Annotated in this window: 18 protein-coding genes, 1 other RNA gene and 1 pseudogene; 9 read left to right on the top strand and 11 right to left on the bottom strand. The window is 69.9% G+C overall.

The genetic code is table 11. The features are described from left to right. Positions 1–43 precede the first annotated feature (43 nt). The 3 genes and pseudogenes from Leucomu_RS05025 to Leucomu_RS15450 all read left to right on the top strand — a co-directional run bounded on the left by Leucomu_RS05025 (position 44) and on the right by Leucomu_RS15450 (position 1,837). The gene (locus Leucomu_RS05025; RefSeq protein ID WP_128386527.1) at positions 44–1,087 is read left to right on the top strand and encodes a PfkB family carbohydrate kinase; all 1,044 of its coding nucleotides are present in this window, start codon (positions 44–46) and stop codon (positions 1,085–1,087) included. Next, positions 1,084–1,404: pseudogene (locus Leucomu_RS15455) on the top strand (5'/3'-nucleotidase SurE); the annotation flags it as partial. The gene Leucomu_RS05025 and the pseudogene Leucomu_RS15455, both read left to right, overlap by 4 nt. 76 nt (positions 1,405–1,480) lie before the next feature. Beyond that, positions 1,481–1,837 (top strand): hypothetical protein, encoded by a 357-nt coding sequence (locus Leucomu_RS15450; protein WP_228407398.1) that lies wholly within the window; start codon positions 1,481–1,483, stop codon positions 1,835–1,837. Positions 1,838–1,897: 60 nt separating this feature from the next. On the opposite strand, the gene nhaA is transcribed toward Leucomu_RS15450, so the two are convergent. From nhaA to Leucomu_RS15145, 4 genes are all read right to left on the bottom strand, one after another. After that, positions 1,898–3,277 (bottom strand): Na+/H+ antiporter NhaA, encoded by a 1,380-nt coding sequence (nhaA, locus tag Leucomu_RS05015; protein WP_128386526.1) that lies wholly within the window; start codon positions 3,275–3,277, stop codon positions 1,898–1,900. 91 nt (positions 3,278–3,368) lie between these two features. Then, on the bottom strand, positions 3,369–3,608 hold the full coding sequence (locus Leucomu_RS05010; protein ID WP_128386525.1) for a hypothetical protein: 240 nt from the start codon (positions 3,606–3,608) through the stop codon (positions 3,369–3,371). 466 nt (positions 3,609–4,074) lie between these two features. After that, positions 4,075–4,995, bottom strand: a complete 921-nt coding sequence (locus tag Leucomu_RS05005) for an EamA family transporter (protein WP_128386524.1) — start codon at positions 4,993–4,995, stop codon at positions 4,075–4,077. Positions 4,996–5,031: 36 nt separating this feature from the next. Then, positions 5,032–5,202, bottom strand: coding sequence for a hypothetical protein (locus Leucomu_RS15145; protein ID WP_164884472.1), 171 nt, complete (start codon positions 5,200–5,202; stop codon positions 5,032–5,034). A 169-nt stretch (positions 5,203–5,371) separates the two neighbouring features. Between Leucomu_RS15145 and Leucomu_RS05000 the strand changes: the two genes are divergently transcribed. Together Leucomu_RS05000 and Leucomu_RS04995 are read left to right on the top strand one after the other, a co-directional pair. Further along, positions 5,372–5,758, top strand: coding sequence for an ArsR/SmtB family transcription factor (locus Leucomu_RS05000; protein WP_017885141.1), 387 nt, complete (start codon positions 5,372–5,374; stop codon positions 5,756–5,758). After that, entirely contained in the window at positions 5,755–7,416 is a 1,662-nt protein-coding gene (locus Leucomu_RS04995) for a SulP family inorganic anion transporter (protein ID WP_128386523.1), read from the top strand. The genes Leucomu_RS05000 and Leucomu_RS04995 overlap by 4 nt, the downstream gene beginning before the upstream one ends. A 45-nt stretch (positions 7,417–7,461) precedes the next feature. On the opposite strand, the gene ssrA is transcribed toward Leucomu_RS04995, so the two are convergent. Both ssrA and Leucomu_RS04985 read right to left on the bottom strand, forming a co-directional pair. Next, positions 7,462–7,833, bottom strand: a transfer-messenger RNA (tmRNA) gene (ssrA, locus tag Leucomu_RS04990). Positions 7,834–7,974: 141 nt separating this feature from the next. Then, entirely contained in the window at positions 7,975–8,604 is a 630-nt protein-coding gene (locus tag Leucomu_RS04985; RefSeq protein WP_017885143.1) for a TetR/AcrR family transcriptional regulator, read from the bottom strand. 122 nt (positions 8,605–8,726) lie between these two features. On the opposite strand from Leucomu_RS04985, the gene Leucomu_RS04980 reads away from it, so the two are divergent. The 4 genes from Leucomu_RS04980 to Leucomu_RS04965 all read left to right on the top strand — a co-directional run bounded on the left by Leucomu_RS04980 (position 8,727) and on the right by Leucomu_RS04965 (position 12,779). Beyond that, positions 8,727–9,911, top strand: coding sequence for a purine-cytosine permease family protein (locus Leucomu_RS04980; protein WP_323368302.1), 1,185 nt, complete (start codon positions 8,727–8,729; stop codon positions 9,909–9,911). A gap of 80 nt (positions 9,912–9,991) precedes the next feature. Beyond that, the gene (locus Leucomu_RS04975; protein WP_228407350.1) at positions 9,992–11,245 is read left to right on the top strand and encodes an IS256 family transposase; all 1,254 of its coding nucleotides are present in this window, start codon (positions 9,992–9,994) and stop codon (positions 11,243–11,245) included. Beyond that, positions 11,242–11,559, top strand: coding sequence for a hypothetical protein (locus tag Leucomu_RS04970; protein WP_194294569.1), 318 nt, complete (start codon positions 11,242–11,244; stop codon positions 11,557–11,559). Before Leucomu_RS04975 ends, Leucomu_RS04970 begins: the two co-directional genes overlap by 4 nt. Before the next feature lie 17 nt (positions 11,560–11,576). Then, a complete protein-coding gene (locus Leucomu_RS04965) occupies positions 11,577–12,779 on the top strand; it encodes a serine hydrolase domain-containing protein (protein ID WP_194294581.1) in 1,203 nt (400 codons plus the stop codon). A 4-nt stretch (positions 12,780–12,783) separates the two neighbouring features. Here Leucomu_RS04965 and smpB read toward each other — a convergent pair whose 3' ends face one another. From smpB to yczR, 5 genes are all read right to left on the bottom strand, one after another. Next, positions 12,784–13,263 carry an SsrA-binding protein SmpB gene (gene smpB / locus Leucomu_RS04960; RefSeq protein WP_017885146.1) on the bottom strand — a complete coding sequence of 160 codons (480 nt, stop codon included), beginning with the start codon at positions 13,261–13,263 and terminating at the stop codon, positions 12,784–12,786. Between the two features lie 180 nt (positions 13,264–13,443). Then, the gene (gene ftsX, locus Leucomu_RS04955; protein WP_017885147.1) at positions 13,444–14,358 is read right to left on the bottom strand and encodes a permease-like cell division protein FtsX; all 915 of its coding nucleotides are present in this window, start codon (positions 14,356–14,358) and stop codon (positions 13,444–13,446) included. Beyond that, positions 14,355–15,602 (bottom strand): cell division ATP-binding protein FtsE, encoded by a 1,248-nt coding sequence (ftsE, locus tag Leucomu_RS04950; RefSeq protein ID WP_017885148.1) that lies wholly within the window; start codon positions 15,600–15,602, stop codon positions 14,355–14,357. Before ftsE ends, ftsX begins: the two co-directional genes overlap by 4 nt. A gap of 161 nt (positions 15,603–15,763) precedes the next feature. After that, complete coding sequence (gene prfB / locus Leucomu_RS04945; RefSeq protein ID WP_128386521.1) at positions 15,764–16,873, bottom strand: peptide chain release factor 2; 1,110 nt, start codon at positions 16,871–16,873, stop codon at positions 15,764–15,766. A 55-nt stretch (positions 16,874–16,928) separates the two neighbouring features. After that, positions 16,929–18,224: a MocR-like transcription factor YczR gene (yczR, locus tag Leucomu_RS04940; protein ID WP_228407291.1), complete on the bottom strand. Its 1,296-nt coding sequence runs from the start codon at positions 18,222–18,224 to the stop codon at positions 16,929–16,931. Positions 18,225–18,409: the final 185 nt, after the last annotated feature.

The raw sequence follows: 18,409 nt of genomic DNA, 5'->3' as shown, positions 1-18,409 counted from the left end.
CAAGGGGTTCCGCCCCGCACCCCTGTGCCATACGCTGCCGCCCATGAGAGAGGTCACGATCTTCGCACCGTCCCCGACCGTCACCGTCACGATCGAGGAGCACGGCGACGAGCCGGAGATCCATCTCCACGCGGGCGGTCAGGGGGTGTGGCAGGCGCGGATGCTGCGGAGGCTGGGGGTGCGCGTGAGGATGTGCTGCACGCTGACCGGAGAACTCGGGCCGGTGCTGCGGCATCTGCTCGAGGATGAGGGGTTCTCGGTCTCGAGCATCGACCGCCCGGGCAAGGCCTCGGCCTACGTGCACGATCGCCGCGGGGGCGAACGCCGCGTGATCGCCGAGACGGAGGGCGAGCCCCTCGCGCGCCACGATCTCGACGAACTCTACGGGGCGACCCTGCGCGAGGGGCTCGGCGCCGGTCTCGCGATCCTCAGCGGCCCTGCCGGTGAAGCGGCCGTACCCGTCGACACCTATCGGCGCCTGGCCTCCGATCTGCGCGCGGGAGGAGCCCGCGTCATCGTCGATCTGGCCGGCGCGCGCCTCGACGCTGCGCTCGCGGGCGGGGTCGACGTGCTGAAGGTGAGCCACGAGGAGCTGCTCGACGATGGACGCGTCGACGACGCATCCGCCGAGAGCATCCAGTCGGCCATGCTCGAACTGCGCGAGCGCGGTGCGGCCGTCGTGGTGGTGACCCGTTCGAGCGATCCCCTGCTGCTGCTCGACGACGATGGGTTCGTCGAGGTCGAGAGCCCGCGCATGGAGGCGGCCGAGACCCGGGGCGCCGGCGATTCCCTCACCGCCGGGATCGCAGCGGGGATCGCCGACGGCGAGACCGCCCGGGAGGCCGTCGTCACCGGGGCTGCGGCGGGCGCGCTCAACGTCACCCGCCATGGACTGGGCACCGGGGACGCCGCGACGATCGCGCGGCTCAGGGAGGCGGTGATCGTGCGCGCGCTCGACGTCGCGCAGGAGAGGGGCGGCGGACCGGCGCAGCGCGGGAGCGTCAGTCCGGATGAGCTCGCCGCGCTCGCAGGCCCCGGGGAGGCCGGCGAGTCCGGCACCGGCGACGGGCGGGAGGGCTCCGCATGACTCGAACACTGATCACCAACGACGACGGCATCGACGCCCCCGGCCTCGCCGCCCTCGCCCGCGCCGCGCGCGGAGCCGGCCTCGACATCGTGGTGGCGGCGCCGATACGGCAGTCGAGCGGGGCGAGCGCCTCGATCATGGCGGCGGAGGAGGATGGTCGCATCGCGATCGAGCGGCGCGAGCTTCCCGAGCTGGAGGGGACTCCCGCGTATGCCGTGAGGGGCGGGCCGGGGTTGGTCGCGCTCATCGCCGCGCGCGGGGCGTTCGGAGAACCCGCAGACCTCGTGCTCTCGGGGATCAATCACGGTGCGAACGTCGGCCGGGCCGTTCTCCACTCCGGCACGGTGGGCGCGGCGCTCACCGGCGGCCTGAACGGGGCATGGGGGGGCGGCGGTGTCGCTCGACGTCGGTCTGCACCCGACGAGGTACCACTGGGACGCCGCGGCCGACGTGGCGATGGGCGTGCTGCCCTTCTTGCTCGGCCGCCCCCGGGGCACCGTCGTCAACCTCAACGTTCCGAACGCCGTCGAGAACCGGGGCGTCGTCGAAGCGTCCCTCGCCCCGTTCGGGATCGTGCATACCACGCTGACCGAGCAGGACGACGACTACGTGCGCCTCGCCGTGGAGGATCTGCCGAACCGCCCCGAGCCGGGAAGCGACGCTGCGCTTCTCGCCGACGGCTGGGCGACCTTGAGCGGCCTCGACCCCGTCTCCCATATGCCGCTCGGATACCGACCGACCGAGCGCTGATGCATCGTTCGCGGCGCACCGTGTGCGGCTCCGGCAGCTGCGCGGGGCCACGATCAGCGCTCAGCGGCCGCCCTGCCCGGGTGCCGATTTGAACCACTCGTCGCGCCGCTCCTGCTGGTACACGTCGGGGATCCCGTCGCCGTCGAGGTCGATCCGCTCCCGCTCGAGGATCTTGCCGTATCCGCGGTTGCGGACGCCGAGCAGCACGGCGGCGAGCAGCGCTGCGCCCACGGACGCGACGAGGATCGCGACCTTGGCGTAGTCATGCTCGGGCGACCCGGCCTCGAAGCTGAGCTCTGCGACGAGCAGCGACACCGTGAACCCGATGCCCGCGAGCAGGCCGACCCCCACGATGTCGATCCACCGCAGCTCCGGATCGAGCCTGATGCGCGCGACCTTCGAGAGCGTCCAGGTCGTGAGCACGATCCCGAGCGGTTTGCCGAGCACGAGGGCGACGATGATCGCCAGAGTCACGGGGTGTGCGAACGCGCGCTGCACGCCTTCCCATCCGCCGACCGACACTCCCGCGGCGAAGAACGCGAAGATCGGCACGGCGATCCCTGCGGAGAGCGGCCGGAAGCGGTGCTCGAACTCCTCGGCGAGACCGTGCTTCTCTTGGAGCGCGTCGCCCGCGTCCGGCTTGTGGCGAACCGGAATCGTGAACCCGAGCAGTACGCCCGCGATGGTGGCGTGGATGCCCGAGGCGTGCATGAAACCCCAGGCGACGACCCCGATGGGGAGGAGGATCGCCCAGGCGGCGAATGGACGCATGCCGAAGAAGCCTCGGTACCGCTGGGCGATGAACCCGTAGACCAGGATCACCGCGAGGGCGACTCCGAGCGGGATGAGCTCGATGTGATCGGTGTAGAAGATCGCGATGATGCTGATGGCGATGAGGTCGTCGACCACGGCGAGCGTCAGCAGGAAGATGCGCAGCGCACTCGGGAGATTCGAGCCGATGATCGCGAGCACCGCCACCGCGAATGCGATGTCGGTCGCCGTAGGGATCGCCCATCCCTGGCTCAGGCCGGCCTCGCCGCGTACGAAGAGAGCGTAGAGGATGGCGGGCACCGCCACTCCTCCGGCCGCGGCCGCGATCGGAACCACGGCTGTGCCGAACCGGCGCAGGTCGCCCGCGACGAACTCGCGTTTGAGTTCGAGCCCGACGAGGAAGAAGAAGATCGCGAGCAGTCCGTCGGCGGCCCAGGCGCCAAGGCTGAGCCTCAGATGCCAGGGCTCGTAGCCGATCTCGAAGTCGCGGATCGCGAAGTAGGCGTCGGCGGCGGGCGTGTTCGCCCAGATGATCGCCGCGGCCGCGGCCGCCACGAGCAGGATGCCGCCGACGGTCTCCCGGCGCAGGAGGCCGGCGATGCGGCCGGCTTCCGCGAAGGAGCCGTAGCGGGGGAACGAGCGCGTGGCGCGCTCACTGGACTCTGTCATGGGTTCTCCGTGCGGGATGAGGTACGGAAGGCGGAGGGCCTTCCACGTGGGTCGGAGCGGTCGAGGAGCGAGGGCGGAGCTGTCGGAGCGCTCAGAGCGCGGCGAGGGTCCAGGCCTCGTGGACGTTGCTCTCCGCGACCTGCTCCCAGGTCAGGGTGAGGTCGCTCCATGCGGCCTTCGTGCAGAGCGCCTCCCAGAGGCGTTCGCGCAGGAGCGCGGGATCATCGCACCCCGTGACGTCGAGCACGAGCGTGTTGAGATATCGACCCCGATCGCGTTCGAGGTCGTTGTGCAGTTTGAGGGCGAGCCCCTCGGGGAGCCCGACGAGCATCGAGTGCGGGAAGTGTCGGGGTCGTGCGCAAGCGATGCAGACGCGGCGGATCTCCGGGTGCGCATCGAGCTCTGACTTGAGCGAGAGCACCGCCTCATGCCACGCTCGACGCGCCTGTCTGCGGGTGGTGCACTCGGTGAGGTCGCCCCCCCCAGAACAGGCCTCGGGGGCATTCGACGCCTCGGGGCGCCGGGGGCGCGTCGGCGCCGGGAAGCGGGTCGCCTCGGGTGAGATACGCAGCACTCATTCGATGCAGCCTTCCGATTTCTGGTTCGTTCGTCGATATTCGCCGACCAGACTTCCCGGCACACCTTCGCCGCTCCGCAGGGGCGGGGCGACGGCTACCCATCATACGGATCCTGCGCGTTCCGCGCAGCCCCTCGGGGAGGATCCGGGCCCGCTGTGCGCGAAAGGGTGGGGCCGAGTTCGCGATCGTGTGCGTCTTATCCCGAGAGCCCGGTGCACATCAGCGTCGGCGGCGGAGGGGGCGCGGACGAGTACCTGGTCGCACAGCGGGATCGTCCCGCACGCCGACCGGGGATCTGGCATTCCGGAACCCTTCGACCGCGAGCAGGCCGAGTGCGACCGCGAGCAGACCGTAGGTGAGCAGGTCGCTTCCGTGCAGCCGCTCGCCGAGCAGCAGCGCAACCACCACGAGAAGCACCGGCTCCAGATACCCGAGCACTCCGAATACCGGGAGCGGTAGGCGCTGCGCGGCAGCGAGGTACGCGAACATGGCCGTCGCCCCGGCGATCCCGACCCCGATCAGCGCGAACCGCTCGGTGGCACCGTCCGGAAACGGCCCGCCGAACCGCATCAGCAGGATCGCGACCGGAGCGATGACGGCGACCTCGACGCCGAACGCGGCCGGATTGTCGAGACCGTATCTGCGGCGCAACACGAAATAGGCCGGGTAGCCGAGACAGATCGCGGCCGTCACCCATGACACCTCCGGTGTCAATGCGAGTTTCAGCCCGACCGCTACGGCAGCCGCGCCGACCGCGGCCCACTGGATCCGCGTGACCTCGGCCCGCAGGAGGAGCTTGCTGCCGAGCACGATGCCGAGTGGCAGCAGCAGAAACCCGAGCGACGCGTCGAGGGCATGGCCGTGCAGCGGTGCCCAGGAGAACAGCCACAGCTGGGCTCCGACCAGCGCGCACAGCACCGGCAGCAGCAGCATCCCCCAGCGCAGGCTCCGCAGCGCTGTCCAGTAGTCGCGGAGGAGACGTCGCGCGGCCGGGTGCGCGAGCGCGAGCGCATAGCAGGCGCAGGTAATCAGGATCCTGGTGCCGAACATCACGTCGGCACCCACGTCGACAGCGCCCGAAAGGTAGAAGATCGCCGCGAATAAGACGGCCGCCGCGCCCGCAGCGGCGACGCCGCGCACGAACCCACCACTTGCTTCCGCGAAACCCAGCTGTGCTCACCCCATCGTGTTGATGATGAGGCCGATGTGCGTGAAGAAGTTGAGCGCCCCGAAGAGGAAGAACCCGAGGCCGGCGAGACCGAGGCAGATGCCGACGGTGCCAGGAGAACCCGGAGCGGCCGGCGAAGGCCGCGACCCGGCGCCGCAGCACCCGTCCGCCCCACACAAAGGCCACATCTATATGGCAGTCAATCACGGTATCGAGCCGCTGTCCAGACTGTGCTCGCGGGGCCGGCATCGGGGTCGGGGTCGGAGCCGGCATCGGATCGGCTTAAAATTGCGATATGATAAATCCATCATATTGTGGTGCGAAACGGCAGCACCGGGAGGGTGACGAATGCTGAGCGACCCGAACCGACCGCTCTACGAGGTGAAGGCCGGCCTGTTCAAGGGCCTCGCGCACCCGATCCGCATCCGCATCCTCGAGGTGCTGTCTGCAGCCCCCGAGGTCTCGGTGTCCGAACTGCTCGCCGCGACCGAGCTGGAGGCCTCGCACGTCTCGCAGCATCTGGCGGTGCTGCGCAGAAACCGTCTCGTCGTATCCGAGCGCCGCGGCAGCCTCGTCTACTACCGCCTCGCCTACCCTCAGGTCGCCGATCTACTGCGGGTGGCGCGCACGCTACTCGGCGAGATCCTCGAGACCACCCAGCGCCAGCTCGTCGAGCAGAACGGGCTCCCGGCAATACCGGAGGCGGATCCGGCCCCCGTCGGCGCCACGCGATGAGCGCGCCGATCGGGCACCTCCGCTCGGCCGCGCTCTCCCTGCTGCCGTCGCCGGACGACTACCGCGAAGCCCGCCGGTCCTGGCGCACCGACCTGCTCGCGGGCATCACCGTCGGCATCGTCGCGCTGCCGCTCGCCCTCGCGTTCGGCGTGAGCTCCGGCGCGGGCGCCGAGAGCGGGCTGGTCACCGCGATCATCGCTGGGATCGTCGCCGCGGTGTTCGGCGGCTCGAACGTGCAGGTCTCCGGGCCCACGGGGGCCATGGTCGTCGTGCTGGCGCCGATCATCGCCGCCCACGGCGCCGGGGCGCTCGCCCTCGTCTGCCTCATGGCCGGGCTCATCGTGCTCGCCGCGGGCGCACTGCGCCTCGGGCGCACGGTCTCGTACATCCCCTGGCCGGTCATCGAGGGGTTCACCCTCGGCATCGCGGTCATCATCTTCCTGCAGCAGGTGCCGACCGCCACGGGCGCCGGCGCCCCCGAGAGCACGAACGCCGCGGTCGCCGCCGCGCAGAGCCTGATGGCCGCGAGCTGGCCCGAGGTCGGCTCGTCGCTGCTGCTCGTCGCGATCGTCGTCGGTGTGATGCTCGTGTCGATGCGAGTCCACCCCCGCTTCCCGGGATCCCTGCTCGCGATCGCGATCGCCGCGATGGTCGCGGCGCTGTTCGGGCTGCCGGTCGAGACGATCGGCGCGCTGCCCGCGGGCCTGCCGGCACCGAGCCTGCCGGCGTTCGATCCCGCGACGGTCTCCGCGCTCGTCGGGCCCGCGTTCGCCGTGGCCGCGCTGGCCGCGATCGAGTCGCTGCTCTCCGCCCGCGTCGCGGCGACGATGGCCGACACCGGCCCGTACGACGCCGACCGCGAACTCGTCGGCCAGGGGCTCGCGTCGATCGCGGCCGGCCTCTTCGGCGGCATGCCCGCGACCGGCGCCATCGCCCGCACCGCCGTCGGGGTACGGGCAGGCGCGCGCACGCGCGTCGCCGCGATCACGCACGGTCTGCTGCTGCTCGTCGTCGTGCTCGTGGGGTCGGCCGTCGTATCCCGCATCCCGCTGGCGGCGCTGGCGGGTGTGCTCATGGTCACGGCGTGCCGCATGATCGCTCCGCGAACCGTGCGCACGATCCTGCGGGCGTCGCGGGCTGACGCGGTGGTGTTCTGCCTGACCGCGGTGGTGACGGTCAGCGTCGACCTCATCTACGCGGTACTCATCGGCCTGCTCGTCGCCGGGTTCTTCGCGCTGCGGCAGCTGGCCCGCACGAGCGGCGTGCACCGGGAGGAGCTGCCGGGTGCGGCGCAGCCGGGTGACGAGCGGATCGCGGTGCTGCGGCTGGAGGGGGCGCTCTTCTTCGGGGCCGCCGAGCGCACCCTGGAGCGGGTCTCGCGCCTGCAGGAGGTGGAGGTCGTCGTGCTGCGCATGTCGCAGCTGCAGCTGCTCGACGCCACCGGCGCCCAGGTCATCTCGGAGCTGATCGCCTCGCTCGAGCGCCGCGGGATCACGGTGCTGATCAAGGGCATCCGCCCCGATCAGCACGGCATCGCCGAACGGGTCGGGGTGATCTCGTCGCTGCGTCACCAGAATCACCTCTTCGAGGATCTGGAGTCGGCCGCCGCCCACGCGCGCAGCCACGTCAGCCGGGCCCGGCGCGACCGAGCCCGGTAGCGGGCGGCCGCGCCGACATTCTCACGGCGCGTGATGCGAACGCTCTGGTGGAGCCGCGGGGAATCGAACCCCGGTCCACTTCGACGATTCCGTGCCTTCTACGAGCGTAGTTCGTGAAAACGTTCTACTCGGCCCCGTTCTTTATCACGAACACCTAGAACGACAGGCCCAGCCTCAGTGAAAGTCCCGATGCGCCCTGAGACACGACGCACCAGCAAGCCCCCTAGATGACGCCAGGAAACCGGGGCGGAGGCCCACCCGACCTGACGGGCTCGGTCTCGTGCTTAGGCAGCGAGAGCGAAGTCGGTGCGCTTAGCGTTGGCACCTATGGTTTGCGAAGGGCGTTAACGAGATAACTCCGCGTCCTCGGCTCGCTTCTCACAGTCTCAAATCGACGTGTCGAAACCGATCGGCCCCGTGCGTGCGCCTGCTCGGCGCGTGCACCCGAGGGTGCGGCTTGGGGACGTTCGCATCACGCGCTGTGGAAATGTCAATCCGGGATCATCCCGGCCTTACAGAATACCACCGATGGGTCGTCAGGCCAATAGCGGCTGGAGCTCAGGAGCCCAGCACGCGCTCCCGCAGCCGCCCCGGTTCGATCCCGAGCGCCCACTCGCAGACATCGGCGACGAAGTGCACGTACGACTCGGGCTCGAAGTCGCCAACGTTGTTCGCGTAGGCGCCGAGGCCGTCGACGGCCATGAAGATGCGCACGCAGGCCTCGAGCGGATCCTCGACCCTGAACGCACCGGCATCCCGCCCCTCCTCGATGAGCGACATCAGCCGGTCGCGGTCGAGGGCCTCCTGCTCCTCGATGGCGTCGGCGAGGGCGGGCGTGAACCGGGCGAGGTGCCGGGCGTTGAGCCAGAGCCGCGAGAGGTCGACCGATTCGAACTGCACGCGGCGCACGAAGACGGCCATGCGCTCGAACGGGTCGCCCTCCCCCGACTGGAGGCGCTCGCGCTCCCCCGTCACCGCGACGAGGAACGCGGCGATCACGAGATCCTCGGCGGCGGGGAAGTAGTGGCTGATCAGGCCGGGTCGCACCCCGAGGGCGTCGGCGACCGCGCGCAGCGTGATGCGCTCCAGCCCGTCCTCGAGGGCGATCCGCGCCGCCTCGGCGATGATCTCGGCGCGCCGCTCCTCGGGCTGCTTGCGCACCCGCGACGGACCCTCGCTTGACACCATGGCCCTCATCCTATTGGATTAATGACCAATAGAGCCCATTGGCCTCATGACCAATAGCAACGCTGCTTCGTGTGTCACCTCAGCGACGATGCTCAGGGCTCCGCCGAGAGGAACCAACCACCGTGACCGCACACACCCCCTCCGATTCCCAGCAGGAATTCGTCGACGTCGCCACGCACCCCGAGACGCGCGGCATCGAGCTCGTCGGCGAGACCGAGCGCCACGGCAGGCCCCGCGACCTCTTCTCGGTCTGGGCCGCCACCATGGTGAGCGTCCTCAACTTCACCATCGGCGCGTCGTTCACGGCGGTGCTCGGCCTCGAGATCTGGCAGGCGATCCTCGTGATCCTCGTCGTCTCCCTGCTCTGGGTGTTCCCCGGCATCGTCGCGATCAGCGGCCCCGCGGCCGGCACATCGGGATCCGTGATCCAGCGCGCCATCTACGGCTTCCGCGGCAACAAGATCGTCATCGCCTTCTACGGCTGGTTCATCTCGGGCGTCTTCCTCGCCCTCAACTGGGTCGCCTCCTCGTTCATGGGCGCCGAGCTGCTCACCCGCATGGGCGTCGAGGACAAGACCGTCGGCCTCGTGATCGTCACCGTCGTCGTCTCGATCGTCACCGTGCTCGTCGCCGTCTACGGGCACGCGCTGATCCTCAAGGCCTACACGGCCCTGACCGCCGTGCTGCTGCTCATCTTCCTCGTCGTCACCGGCTTCATCCTGCCCACCGTCGACTGGAACTTCACGCAGCCCGAACCGCTCCAGGGCGTCGCCCTCTGGTCGAGCCTCACCATCGCCTTCGCGATCCCCGCCTCGAGCCCGCTCTCCTTCTCCAACAGCGCCGACATGGCCCGCTACCTCCCCCGCGACGCGAAGCCCTCGCACATCATCGCCGCCACCGCCCTCGGCGGCGCGATCCCCTGCGCATTCTTCACCATCGTGGGCGCCCTGCTCGGCAGCGTCGTCTCGGCCGACGCCCTCGAGTTCGGCATCGAGTACGCCCTGCTCGACATGCTGCCCGCATGGCTCGGCCCCGTCTTCGTGATCGGCGTCATCGTCAACACCGTCGCCCTCAACGGCATGACGACCTACACCGCCAGCATGGCGTTCCAGTCGATCGGCGTGCCGATCCGCCGCATCCCCTCGGCGATCCTCATCGGCGTGCTCGGCACGGCGTTCACGCTCTTCCTCGTGATGTCGACCAACCTGATCGACGCGATCAACCTCATGCTGCAGTTCCTGCTCATCATCTCGGCGCCCACGATGGCCGTCTACGTCGCCGACATCGTGCTGCGCGGGACTGTCTGAATAATGGTGTGTGAGGGTCCGGCCTGATCCGAAAGGAGATGGCCGTGGCTGACACGACCACTGTCGTTGTTGACGACGAGATGATTGATCCCGTGACCGGGGAGATCATCGATCAGAAAGAACTCGCAGAACGCTTGCTCGCGCAGGCGAAGGAGCAGGGCGTGAGCCTGACGGGGCCGGGCGGCCTGCTCAGCCAGCTCACGAAGAACGTCCTCGAGACCGCGCTGAATGCCGAGTTGACCGAGCACCTCGGCCACGAGCACGGCGGGACCCCAATCGGCGAGAACATGCGTAACGGGACGCGGGTCAAGACGGTGCTGACAGAGATCGGCCCCGTCGAGATCGAAGTCCCGCGAGATCGAGACGGGTCGTTCGAGCCGGTGATCGTCCCCAAGCGGAAACGCCGACTGGACGGCATCGATCAGATCGTTCTGTCCCTTTCCGCTCGGGGGTTGACGACCGGTGAGATCGCTGCGCATTTCGACGAGGTCTATGGGGCGAAGGTCTCCAAGGACACGATCAGCCGGATCACCGAGAAGGTCGCCGGGGAACTCGCCGAATGGTCGAGCAGGCCGTTGGATGCGCTCTACCCGGTGATCTTCGTCGACGCGATCGTGGTGAAGGTCCGTGACGGGCAGGTGAGGAACACCCCGTTCTATGTCGTGATGGGCGTCACCGTGAACGGGGAACGCGACATCCTCGGCATCTGGGCCGGTGACGGTCAGGAGGGTGCGAGGTTCTGGCTGCAGGTGTTCACCGAGCTGAAGAACCGGGGTGTCGAGGACGTGCTCATCGCGGTCTGCGACGGGCTGAAGGGTCTCCCGGAGGCGATCAACACCACTTGGGAGCAAACGGTCGTCCAGCAGTGCATCGTCCATCTGATCCGCAACAGCTTCCGCTACGCCGGGCGGCAACACCGCGACGCGATCGTCCGTTCCCTCAAACCCGTCTACACGGCCCCGTCGGAGCAGGCGGCGAAGGATCGGTTCGAGGAGTTCGCCGCCGAGTGGGGCGGACGGTATCCGGCGATCGTGCAGCTCTGGAAGAACAGCTGGGCGGAGTTCGTGCCGTTCCTCGAGTATGACGTCGAGATCCGGCGGGTGATCTGCACGACCAACGCGATCGAGTCAATCAACGCTCGCTATCGGCGCGCCGTGAGAGCTCGGGGGCACTTTCCCAACGAGGCCGCCGCGCTGAAATGTCTCTACCTCGTGACGCGGTCGCTTGACCCGACTGGCGGCGGAAGGGCACGCTGGGTGATGAGGTGGAAGCCCGCGCTGAACGCGTTCGCGATCACCTTCGCCGGACGGTTCGAGAAAACCACTCACGAATGAAAACCGCCGGATCCCACACACCGTTTATCGGACAGACCCTGCTGCGCCGCAATCGCTACGACGGCATCGACCTGTTCGACGAGCGTCCCGGTGCGAAGTTCTGGTACCACGGCGGTTTCAGCATCTCGGGTCTCGTCTCGGTGGTGGCGGGCGGCGTCGCGACCGCGCTCTTCCTCTCGACCGACGTGTGGACCGGGCCGCTGGGGGTGGCGATCGGCTACATCGACCTGTCGGTGCCGGTCGGCATGCTGGTCTCGATCGTGATCTACACGGTGCTCGCGAAGCGCCGCATCCGCGCCCAGGTCGAGGCGTGAGCGCGCGGCGGGCGACCGTGCAGGGATCGCCGACCGGGCCCCACCCGGGGCGCTACCCCGGGGCCGCGCCGGGTCAACCGGATCTCGACGGCTGGCAGGAGGCCCCGCAGAACCGCTGGGCCTTCTCCCACCTGGGCGAGATCCTGCCGTCCGCCACGATCCCGCGCCGCTCGCCCGCCGCCCCCGTCGAGGCCGTCGCGCGCCTCGATGCGCTCGCCTCGCAGCTCCCCGACCTGCAGCAGCGGCTCGAGCAGAGCTTCACCGACGCCTTCCTCGTGCTGCGAGGCGACCGGGTGCTGGCCGAGTACTACCGACCCGGCTTCGCCGCCGACGACCTCCACCTGCTGATGAGCGTCTCGAAGTCGCTGTGCGGCATCGTGGTCGGAGCGCTCGTCGACGGCGGCCGCCTCGACCCCTCCCGTCCGGTGACCGCCTACGTGCCCGAGCTCGCCGGGTCGGTCTACGACGGCCCCGTCGACGCCGCGGCCCCGCGGGTCACGGTGCAGCAGGTGCTCGACATGGAGGTCTCGATCGACTACAGCGAGAACTACGTCGATCCCGGCTCCGAGGTGCAGACTCACGACCGCGCGGCGGGCTGGCGGTCGCGCCGGGAGGGCGACCCCGCCGACACCTACGAGTTCCTCACGACCCTGCGCGGCGACGGCGCGGTCGGCGAGTTCCAGTACTGCTCGGCCGACACCGACGTGCTCGCGTGGATCGTCGAGCGCGTCACCGGTCTGCGCTACAGCGAGGCACTCTCGGTGCACCTGTGGTCGAAGCTCGACGCCGATCGCGACGCGACGATCACCGTCGACACCACCGGCTTCGGTTTCGCGAACGGCGGCATCTCGTGCACGGCTCGGGATCTCGCGCGCGTGGGGCGCATGATGCTCGACGGCGGCGCCGCGCCGGGCGGGCGCGTCGTATCCGAGGCCTGGGTGCGCAGCTTCATGGCGGGCGGATCGCGCGAGGCGATGACGTACGAGGGCTTCACCGGCGCGTTCCCGAACGGCAGCTACACGCGCCAGTGGTGGTGCACCGGCAACGAGCGCGGCAACGTGAGCGGCATCGGCATCCACGGGCAGAACCTGTGGCTCGACCCGCCGAGCGACTCGGTGATCGTCAAGCTGTCGTCGTGGCCGGAGCCCGACACCGACGACTGGCACGACGTGCAGAACAGCATCCTGCTCGACGTGAGCCGCGCCCTCGACGGGGCCTGACCGGCTACTCCCCGAGGCGGTTGCGGCTGCGCATGGCCCGCTCGGCCTCGCGCGTGTCCTGCCGCTCGCGCAGCGTCTGCCGCTTGTCGTACTCCTTCTTGCCCTTCGCGAGGGCGATCTCGACCTTGGCGCGGCCGTCGAGGAAGTAGAGGCGCAGCGGCACGATCGTCATGCCGCCCTCGCGGGTCTTCTGGTAGAGCTTGTCGATCTGCTGGCGGTGCAGCAGCAGCTTGCGCTTGCGGCGCGGTGCGTGGTTGGTCCACGAGCCGTTCAGGTACTCGGGGATGTACGCGGCGTCGAGCCAGGCCTCGCCGCGTTCGATGAACACGTAACCGTCGACGAGCGACGCGCGCCCCATGCGCAGCGACTTCACCTCGCTGCCGGTGAGCACCATGCCCGCCTCGTAGGTGTCGAGGATGTGGTACTCGTGCCGAGCCTTCTTGTTCGACGCGATCAGCTTCTCGCCGGTCTCCTTGGGGCTCATGTCACATCCTCTCTGCGGTTCGGGCGGGTCGGGGTCCGCGCGGCGGCGCGAGGATCCAGCTTAGCGCAGTCGCGGGTCGCGCGCTGCGCCGTCGAGCGCGAACGATGCCGCGGTGCGCGGGTCGCGCCACCGGCGCGGTCAGGGTCGCCCCGGTGGCGGGTGGCGACGCCGCCGGGGCCGCTACACCCGCAGGTACCGGGTGATCGCGATCTTCGCGGCGATCGCAGACAGCACCACACCCACGAGCACGAGCACGGGTGGCACGAGGAGCGACTGCTCGACCGTGATGTAACTCGTGAACGGCACCTCTCTCGCGAGGAAACCCTGCACGAAGAATCGCACGATCCCGACCGAGGCCGCCCCGGCCAGCACCGCGCCCACGAGCGCGGCGATGATGCCCTCCAATATGAAGGGGGTCTGGATGAAGCGGTTGGAGGCTCCGACGAGGCGCATGATCCCGATCTCCCGCCTGCGGGAGTAGGCGGAGAGCCTGATCGTGGTCGAGATGAGCAGCATCGCCGCGACGAGCATCAGGCCCGCGATCGCGATCGCGGTGTAGCTCGCCACCCCGAGGAACAGGAAGATGCGGTCGAGCAGGCTGCGCTGATCGGAGACGCTCTGCACGCCCGGGATGCCCGAGAAAGTCTCGGTGATGATATCGGACCGGGAGGGGTCCTCGAGCTTCACCCAGAAGGTCTGGTTGAGCTGCTCGGGGCGCGTGATGTCGAGGATCGGGTTGCCCTCGAACTGCTTCGTGAACTCGGCGTAGGCCTGATCGTGGTCGACGAAGAAGAAGTCGTCGATGTAGGGGCGCAGCGTGTCGGACTGCAGGGCGTTCTCGACGGCGGAGATCTCCTCCTCGCCGGCGTCGGCGCCCGAGCATGTGGCGCTCTGGTCGTAGTCCGTGCACAGGTAGATCGCCACCTGGGCGCGGTCGTACCAGAAGGTCTTCATCTGCTGGATCTGCAGCTGCATGATGATCGCGGCGCCCACGAAGGTGAGCGACACGAACGTCACGAGGATCACCGAGATGACCACCGACATGTTGCGGCGCAGGCCGTTCCAGACCTCGCCGAGCACGAGTCCCGCTCTCATCGCACCGGCCCCACATCCGTCTCGTCGTCGTCTTTCCGGCTGAGCCCGAGATGCTCGGCGAGGCTGCCGGTCTCGGACATCTGCACGGGGTCCATCGGCCGCCCCGGGTCGAGGAAGCTGGGGATGCGGCGCGCCTGCGGCCCGCCGGCGCGCACGGTGTCGTCGTCGATGTCGGAGTCGGAGTCGCCGAACGGGCGGGGCTCCTCGAACACGGAGGCCTCGCGCTGCGGCTGAGGCGCCGGGGGCGTCACCTGTCGGGGCGGGATCGGCTGCGGTGCGTCGCCGGTCGGCGCCTGCGCGGGGGGCTGCGGCGCCTGGGCAGGCGCCGCCGGAGCTTGCGCGGGGGCCGCCGGAGCCTGCGGAGCTGCGGATGACGCGCGAGCCGCGGGCGCGACGGGGCTCGAGCCCGGGAGATCGCCCGCGGAGACGTCGGGGGCGGCCTGCGCAGGAGCGGCGGGGTCGCCGCCCTCCTCGGGGGCGAGCGCCGCGCGCACGACGGCCTCGGTGGTGCGCAGCACCTGCACGCCCTCCTCCGAGAGGTCGGCGACGGGGATCGACGCGGTCTCGCCGTAGCCGCCGCCCACCTCATCGCGCACGACGACGCCCTGCGAGAGCTCGACCACGCGCTGCTGCATGATGTCGACGAAGGTGGCCTCGTGCGTCGCCATCACCACGGTGGTGCCGGAGGCGTTGATCGCGCGCAGCAGCTGCATGATGCCGAGGCTGGTCGCGGGATCCAGGTTGCCGGTGGGCTCGTCCGCGAGCAGGATCGACGGCTTGTTCACGATCGCGCGCGCGATCGCGACGCGCTGCTGCTCGCCGCCCGACAGCTCGTGCGGGAAGCGCTTGGCCTTGTTCGCGAGGCCCACCATCTCGAGCGTGTCGGGCACGGCCTCCTGGATGAAGCCGCGCGATTTGCCGATGACCTGCAGCGAGAAGGCGACGTTATCGTAGACGGTCTTGTTGGTGAGCAGGCGGAAATCTTGGAACACCGTGCCGAGATTGCGGCGGAAATAGGGCACCTTGCGCGACGAGATCTTGCTGAGATCCTGTCCGAGCACGTGGATCTTGCCCGCGCTCGGTTGGTCCTCGCGCAGGATGAGGCGCAGGCAGCTCGACTTGCCCGAACCGGACGCGCCCACGATGAAGACGAACTCGCCGCGATCGACCCGCAGGTCGATACCGTCGAGCGCGGGCTTCGCGGTGCCCCGGTACTTCTTGGTGACGTTCTCGAAGAGGATCATGACGAGACGACCCTACGCCACATGTCCTGGAACGGGGCACAGGCGCGCGGCGCTGGCGCGTTGCCTCACACTCGTCGCGTCCCGAGGGGCGGTGGCGGCCCCGGCTGAACCCATCGAAGCCGCGGATCCGTTCCCTCCGACAGGCTCGGAGAACGAGACGCCTAGTCGTTCTTCGAGAGCGACCGCCAGCGGATGCCCGCGGCGATGAACCCGTCGAGGTCACCGTCGAACACGGCGTCGGGCTGCGACGACTCGTGACCGGTGCGCAGATCCTTCACGAGTTGCTGACCGTACAGGAAGTAGGAGCGGATCTGGTCGCCCCAGCTCGCCGTGACCGATCCCGCGAGTTCCTTCTTCTTCGCGGCCTCCTGCTCCTTCTGCAGCAGCAGGAGCCGGGTCTGCAGCAGGCGCATGGCGGCCGCGCGGTTCTGGATCTGGGACTTCTCGTTCTGCATCGAGATCACGATGCCCGTCGGGATGTGCGTGATGCGCACGGCCGAGTCGGTGGTGTTCACCGACTGGCCGCCGGGGCCCGACGAGCGGAAGACGTCGACGCGGATGTCGTTCTCGGGAATGTCGACCTCGGTCGCCTCTTCGAGCAGCGGGATCACCTCGACTCCCGCGAAGCTCGTCTGGCGCTTGTCGGCTGAGCCGAACGGGCTGATGCGGGCCAGACGGTGGGTGCCGGCCTCCACCGAGAGCGTGCCGAAGGCGTAGGGCGCCTCGACCTCGAAGGTGGCCGACTTGATCCCGGCGCCCTCGGCGTACGAGGTGTCGAGCACCTTCGTCGAGTAGCCGTGCTGCTCGGCCCAGCGCAGGTACATGCGCAGCAGGATCTCGGCGAAGTCGGTGGCGTCGTCGCCGCCGGCGCCCGAGCGGATCGTGACGACCGCTGCGCGGTCGTCGTACTCCCCCGACAGCATCGTCTGCACTTCGAGGTCCTGCACGAGCTTCTCGAGGGCGGCGAGCTCGTCGGCGGCCTCCTGCGCCGAATCGGCGTCGTCGGCCTCCTGCGCGAGTTCGATCAGCACCTCGAGGTCGTCGAGCCGGTTCTCCACGCCGCGCAGCTTGCGCACCTGCGCCTGCCGGTGCGACAGCCCGCTGGTGACCTTCTGCGCGGCCGCGGGGTCGTCCCACAGGTCGGGGGCGGCGGCCTGCTGCTCCAGTTCGACGATCTCCTGCTCGAGCCGCGGCAGGTCGGTGACCGCCGCGATGTCGGCGTAGGTGGCGCGGAGTGCGCGGATGCGGGCGCTGAAGTCTAGGTCGAGCATGATCCCCTAGCTTACCCACCCGCGGGCCCGCCGAGGGGCGGTCATGGGGCGCCTCTCAGACCAGTTCGGCGCGCAGGGGCGCCGGAATCGCGGCGCCGTCGCCGTCCCGGGCTCGCCGCAGCACCTCGACGGCGCGTTCGAAGTCGACGCCGGGGGCCGCGAACGGCAGCCGGAGGAAGCGCTCGAACACGCCGGGGCTGCCGAACTGGGGGCCGGGCGGGATGCGCAGTCCGAGGCGGGCGGCCTCGCGGCTCAGCCGCGTGCTGCGCGCCTCCCCCAGGTCGGCCCAGACGCTGACGCCGCCGGTGGCCGGTGAGACCCGCCACTCCGGCAGGTGCCGGCGCAGTGCGCCGATGAGGGCCCGGTGCCCGGCGGTGATCTCGCGGGAGCGATCGGCGAGCACCTCGTCGTAGCGCTCGAGGGCCAGAGCGCCCAGCACCTGCGACCAGGTGCCGGTGCCGAGATCGCCGACCACGCGGGCGGCCTCGAGTCGTCCGATGAGGTCGGGGGCGGCGCGGATCCACCCCACGCGCAGCCCGCCCCAGACGGTCTTGCCCAGCGAGCCGACCGTGAGGATCGCGTCGCGGTGATGCGGGTGCGCGGCCGAGGCCGCGAACGGCAGCACGGGTCTCGGAGCTCCGAGCACGAGCTCCGCGGTCGTCTCGTCGACGACGAGGTGGGTGCCGTGGCCTGCGAGCTCCTCGATGAGGCGCTCGCGCAGTTCGGGCGGCATGCTGAGGCCGGTCGGGTTGTGGTGGTCCGGGATCAGGTAGGCGAGGCGGGCCGCGGTGCGGCGCGCGATCTCGACGATGCTCTCGGCGTCGTGGCCGCGGGGGCCCACGGGGATCTCGGCGACGAGACCGCCCGCAGCGGCGAGCGCCTCACGGGCGTGCGGGTAGCTGGGCGACTCGACGACGGCGCGGTCGCCGCGTCGTAGGAGAGTGCGCGCGATGAGGAAGATCGCGTGCTGGGCGCCGAGCGTCACCATGATCTGGTCGGGGTCGGTGGGCAGGCCGCGCAGCGTGTAGCGTTCGGCGATCGCGGCGCGCAGCGCAGGGTGCCCGATGGTGTCGAAGCCGTCGAGCAGGAAGGCGTCGGGGTGCTCGTCGAGCGCCTGCCTGCCGAGCTCGGGCAGCCGCGTCCAGGGGCCCGGCGAGGCGCGGGTGAGGGCGATCTCCTCGGTGGCGCCGGACTCCCAGGGCGCGCGGTCCCCGCGGCGGGTGCGCACCACGGTGCCCGATCCGCGCCGCGATTCGACGACGCCGCGCTCGCGCAGGTCTTCGTAGGCGGAGGCGACGGTGGTGCGGCTCACCCCGAGCTGCTCGGCGAGCGGGCGCTCGGCGGGCAGCACCGACGCGGGGGGGCAGGCGCCCGTCGCGCACGAGGATCCCGATGCTCTCGCTCAGTTCGCGGTAGCTGTGGCCGTCACCGCGCCATGCGCCGAGCAGCTCTTGGAGGCGGCGCGCTGTCAGGCGCTGCGTGATCATGAGGCCACTGTAGGCGAATTGGCATCTTGAACACCAGTCCAATCTGAGG

Origin of the sequence: Leucobacter muris, from assembly GCF_004028235.1 — a bacterium.
Lineage (GTDB): Bacteria > Actinomycetota > Actinomycetes > Actinomycetales > Microbacteriaceae > Leucobacter > Leucobacter muris.
This window is presented reverse-complemented; position numbering and strand designations above follow the sequence as displayed.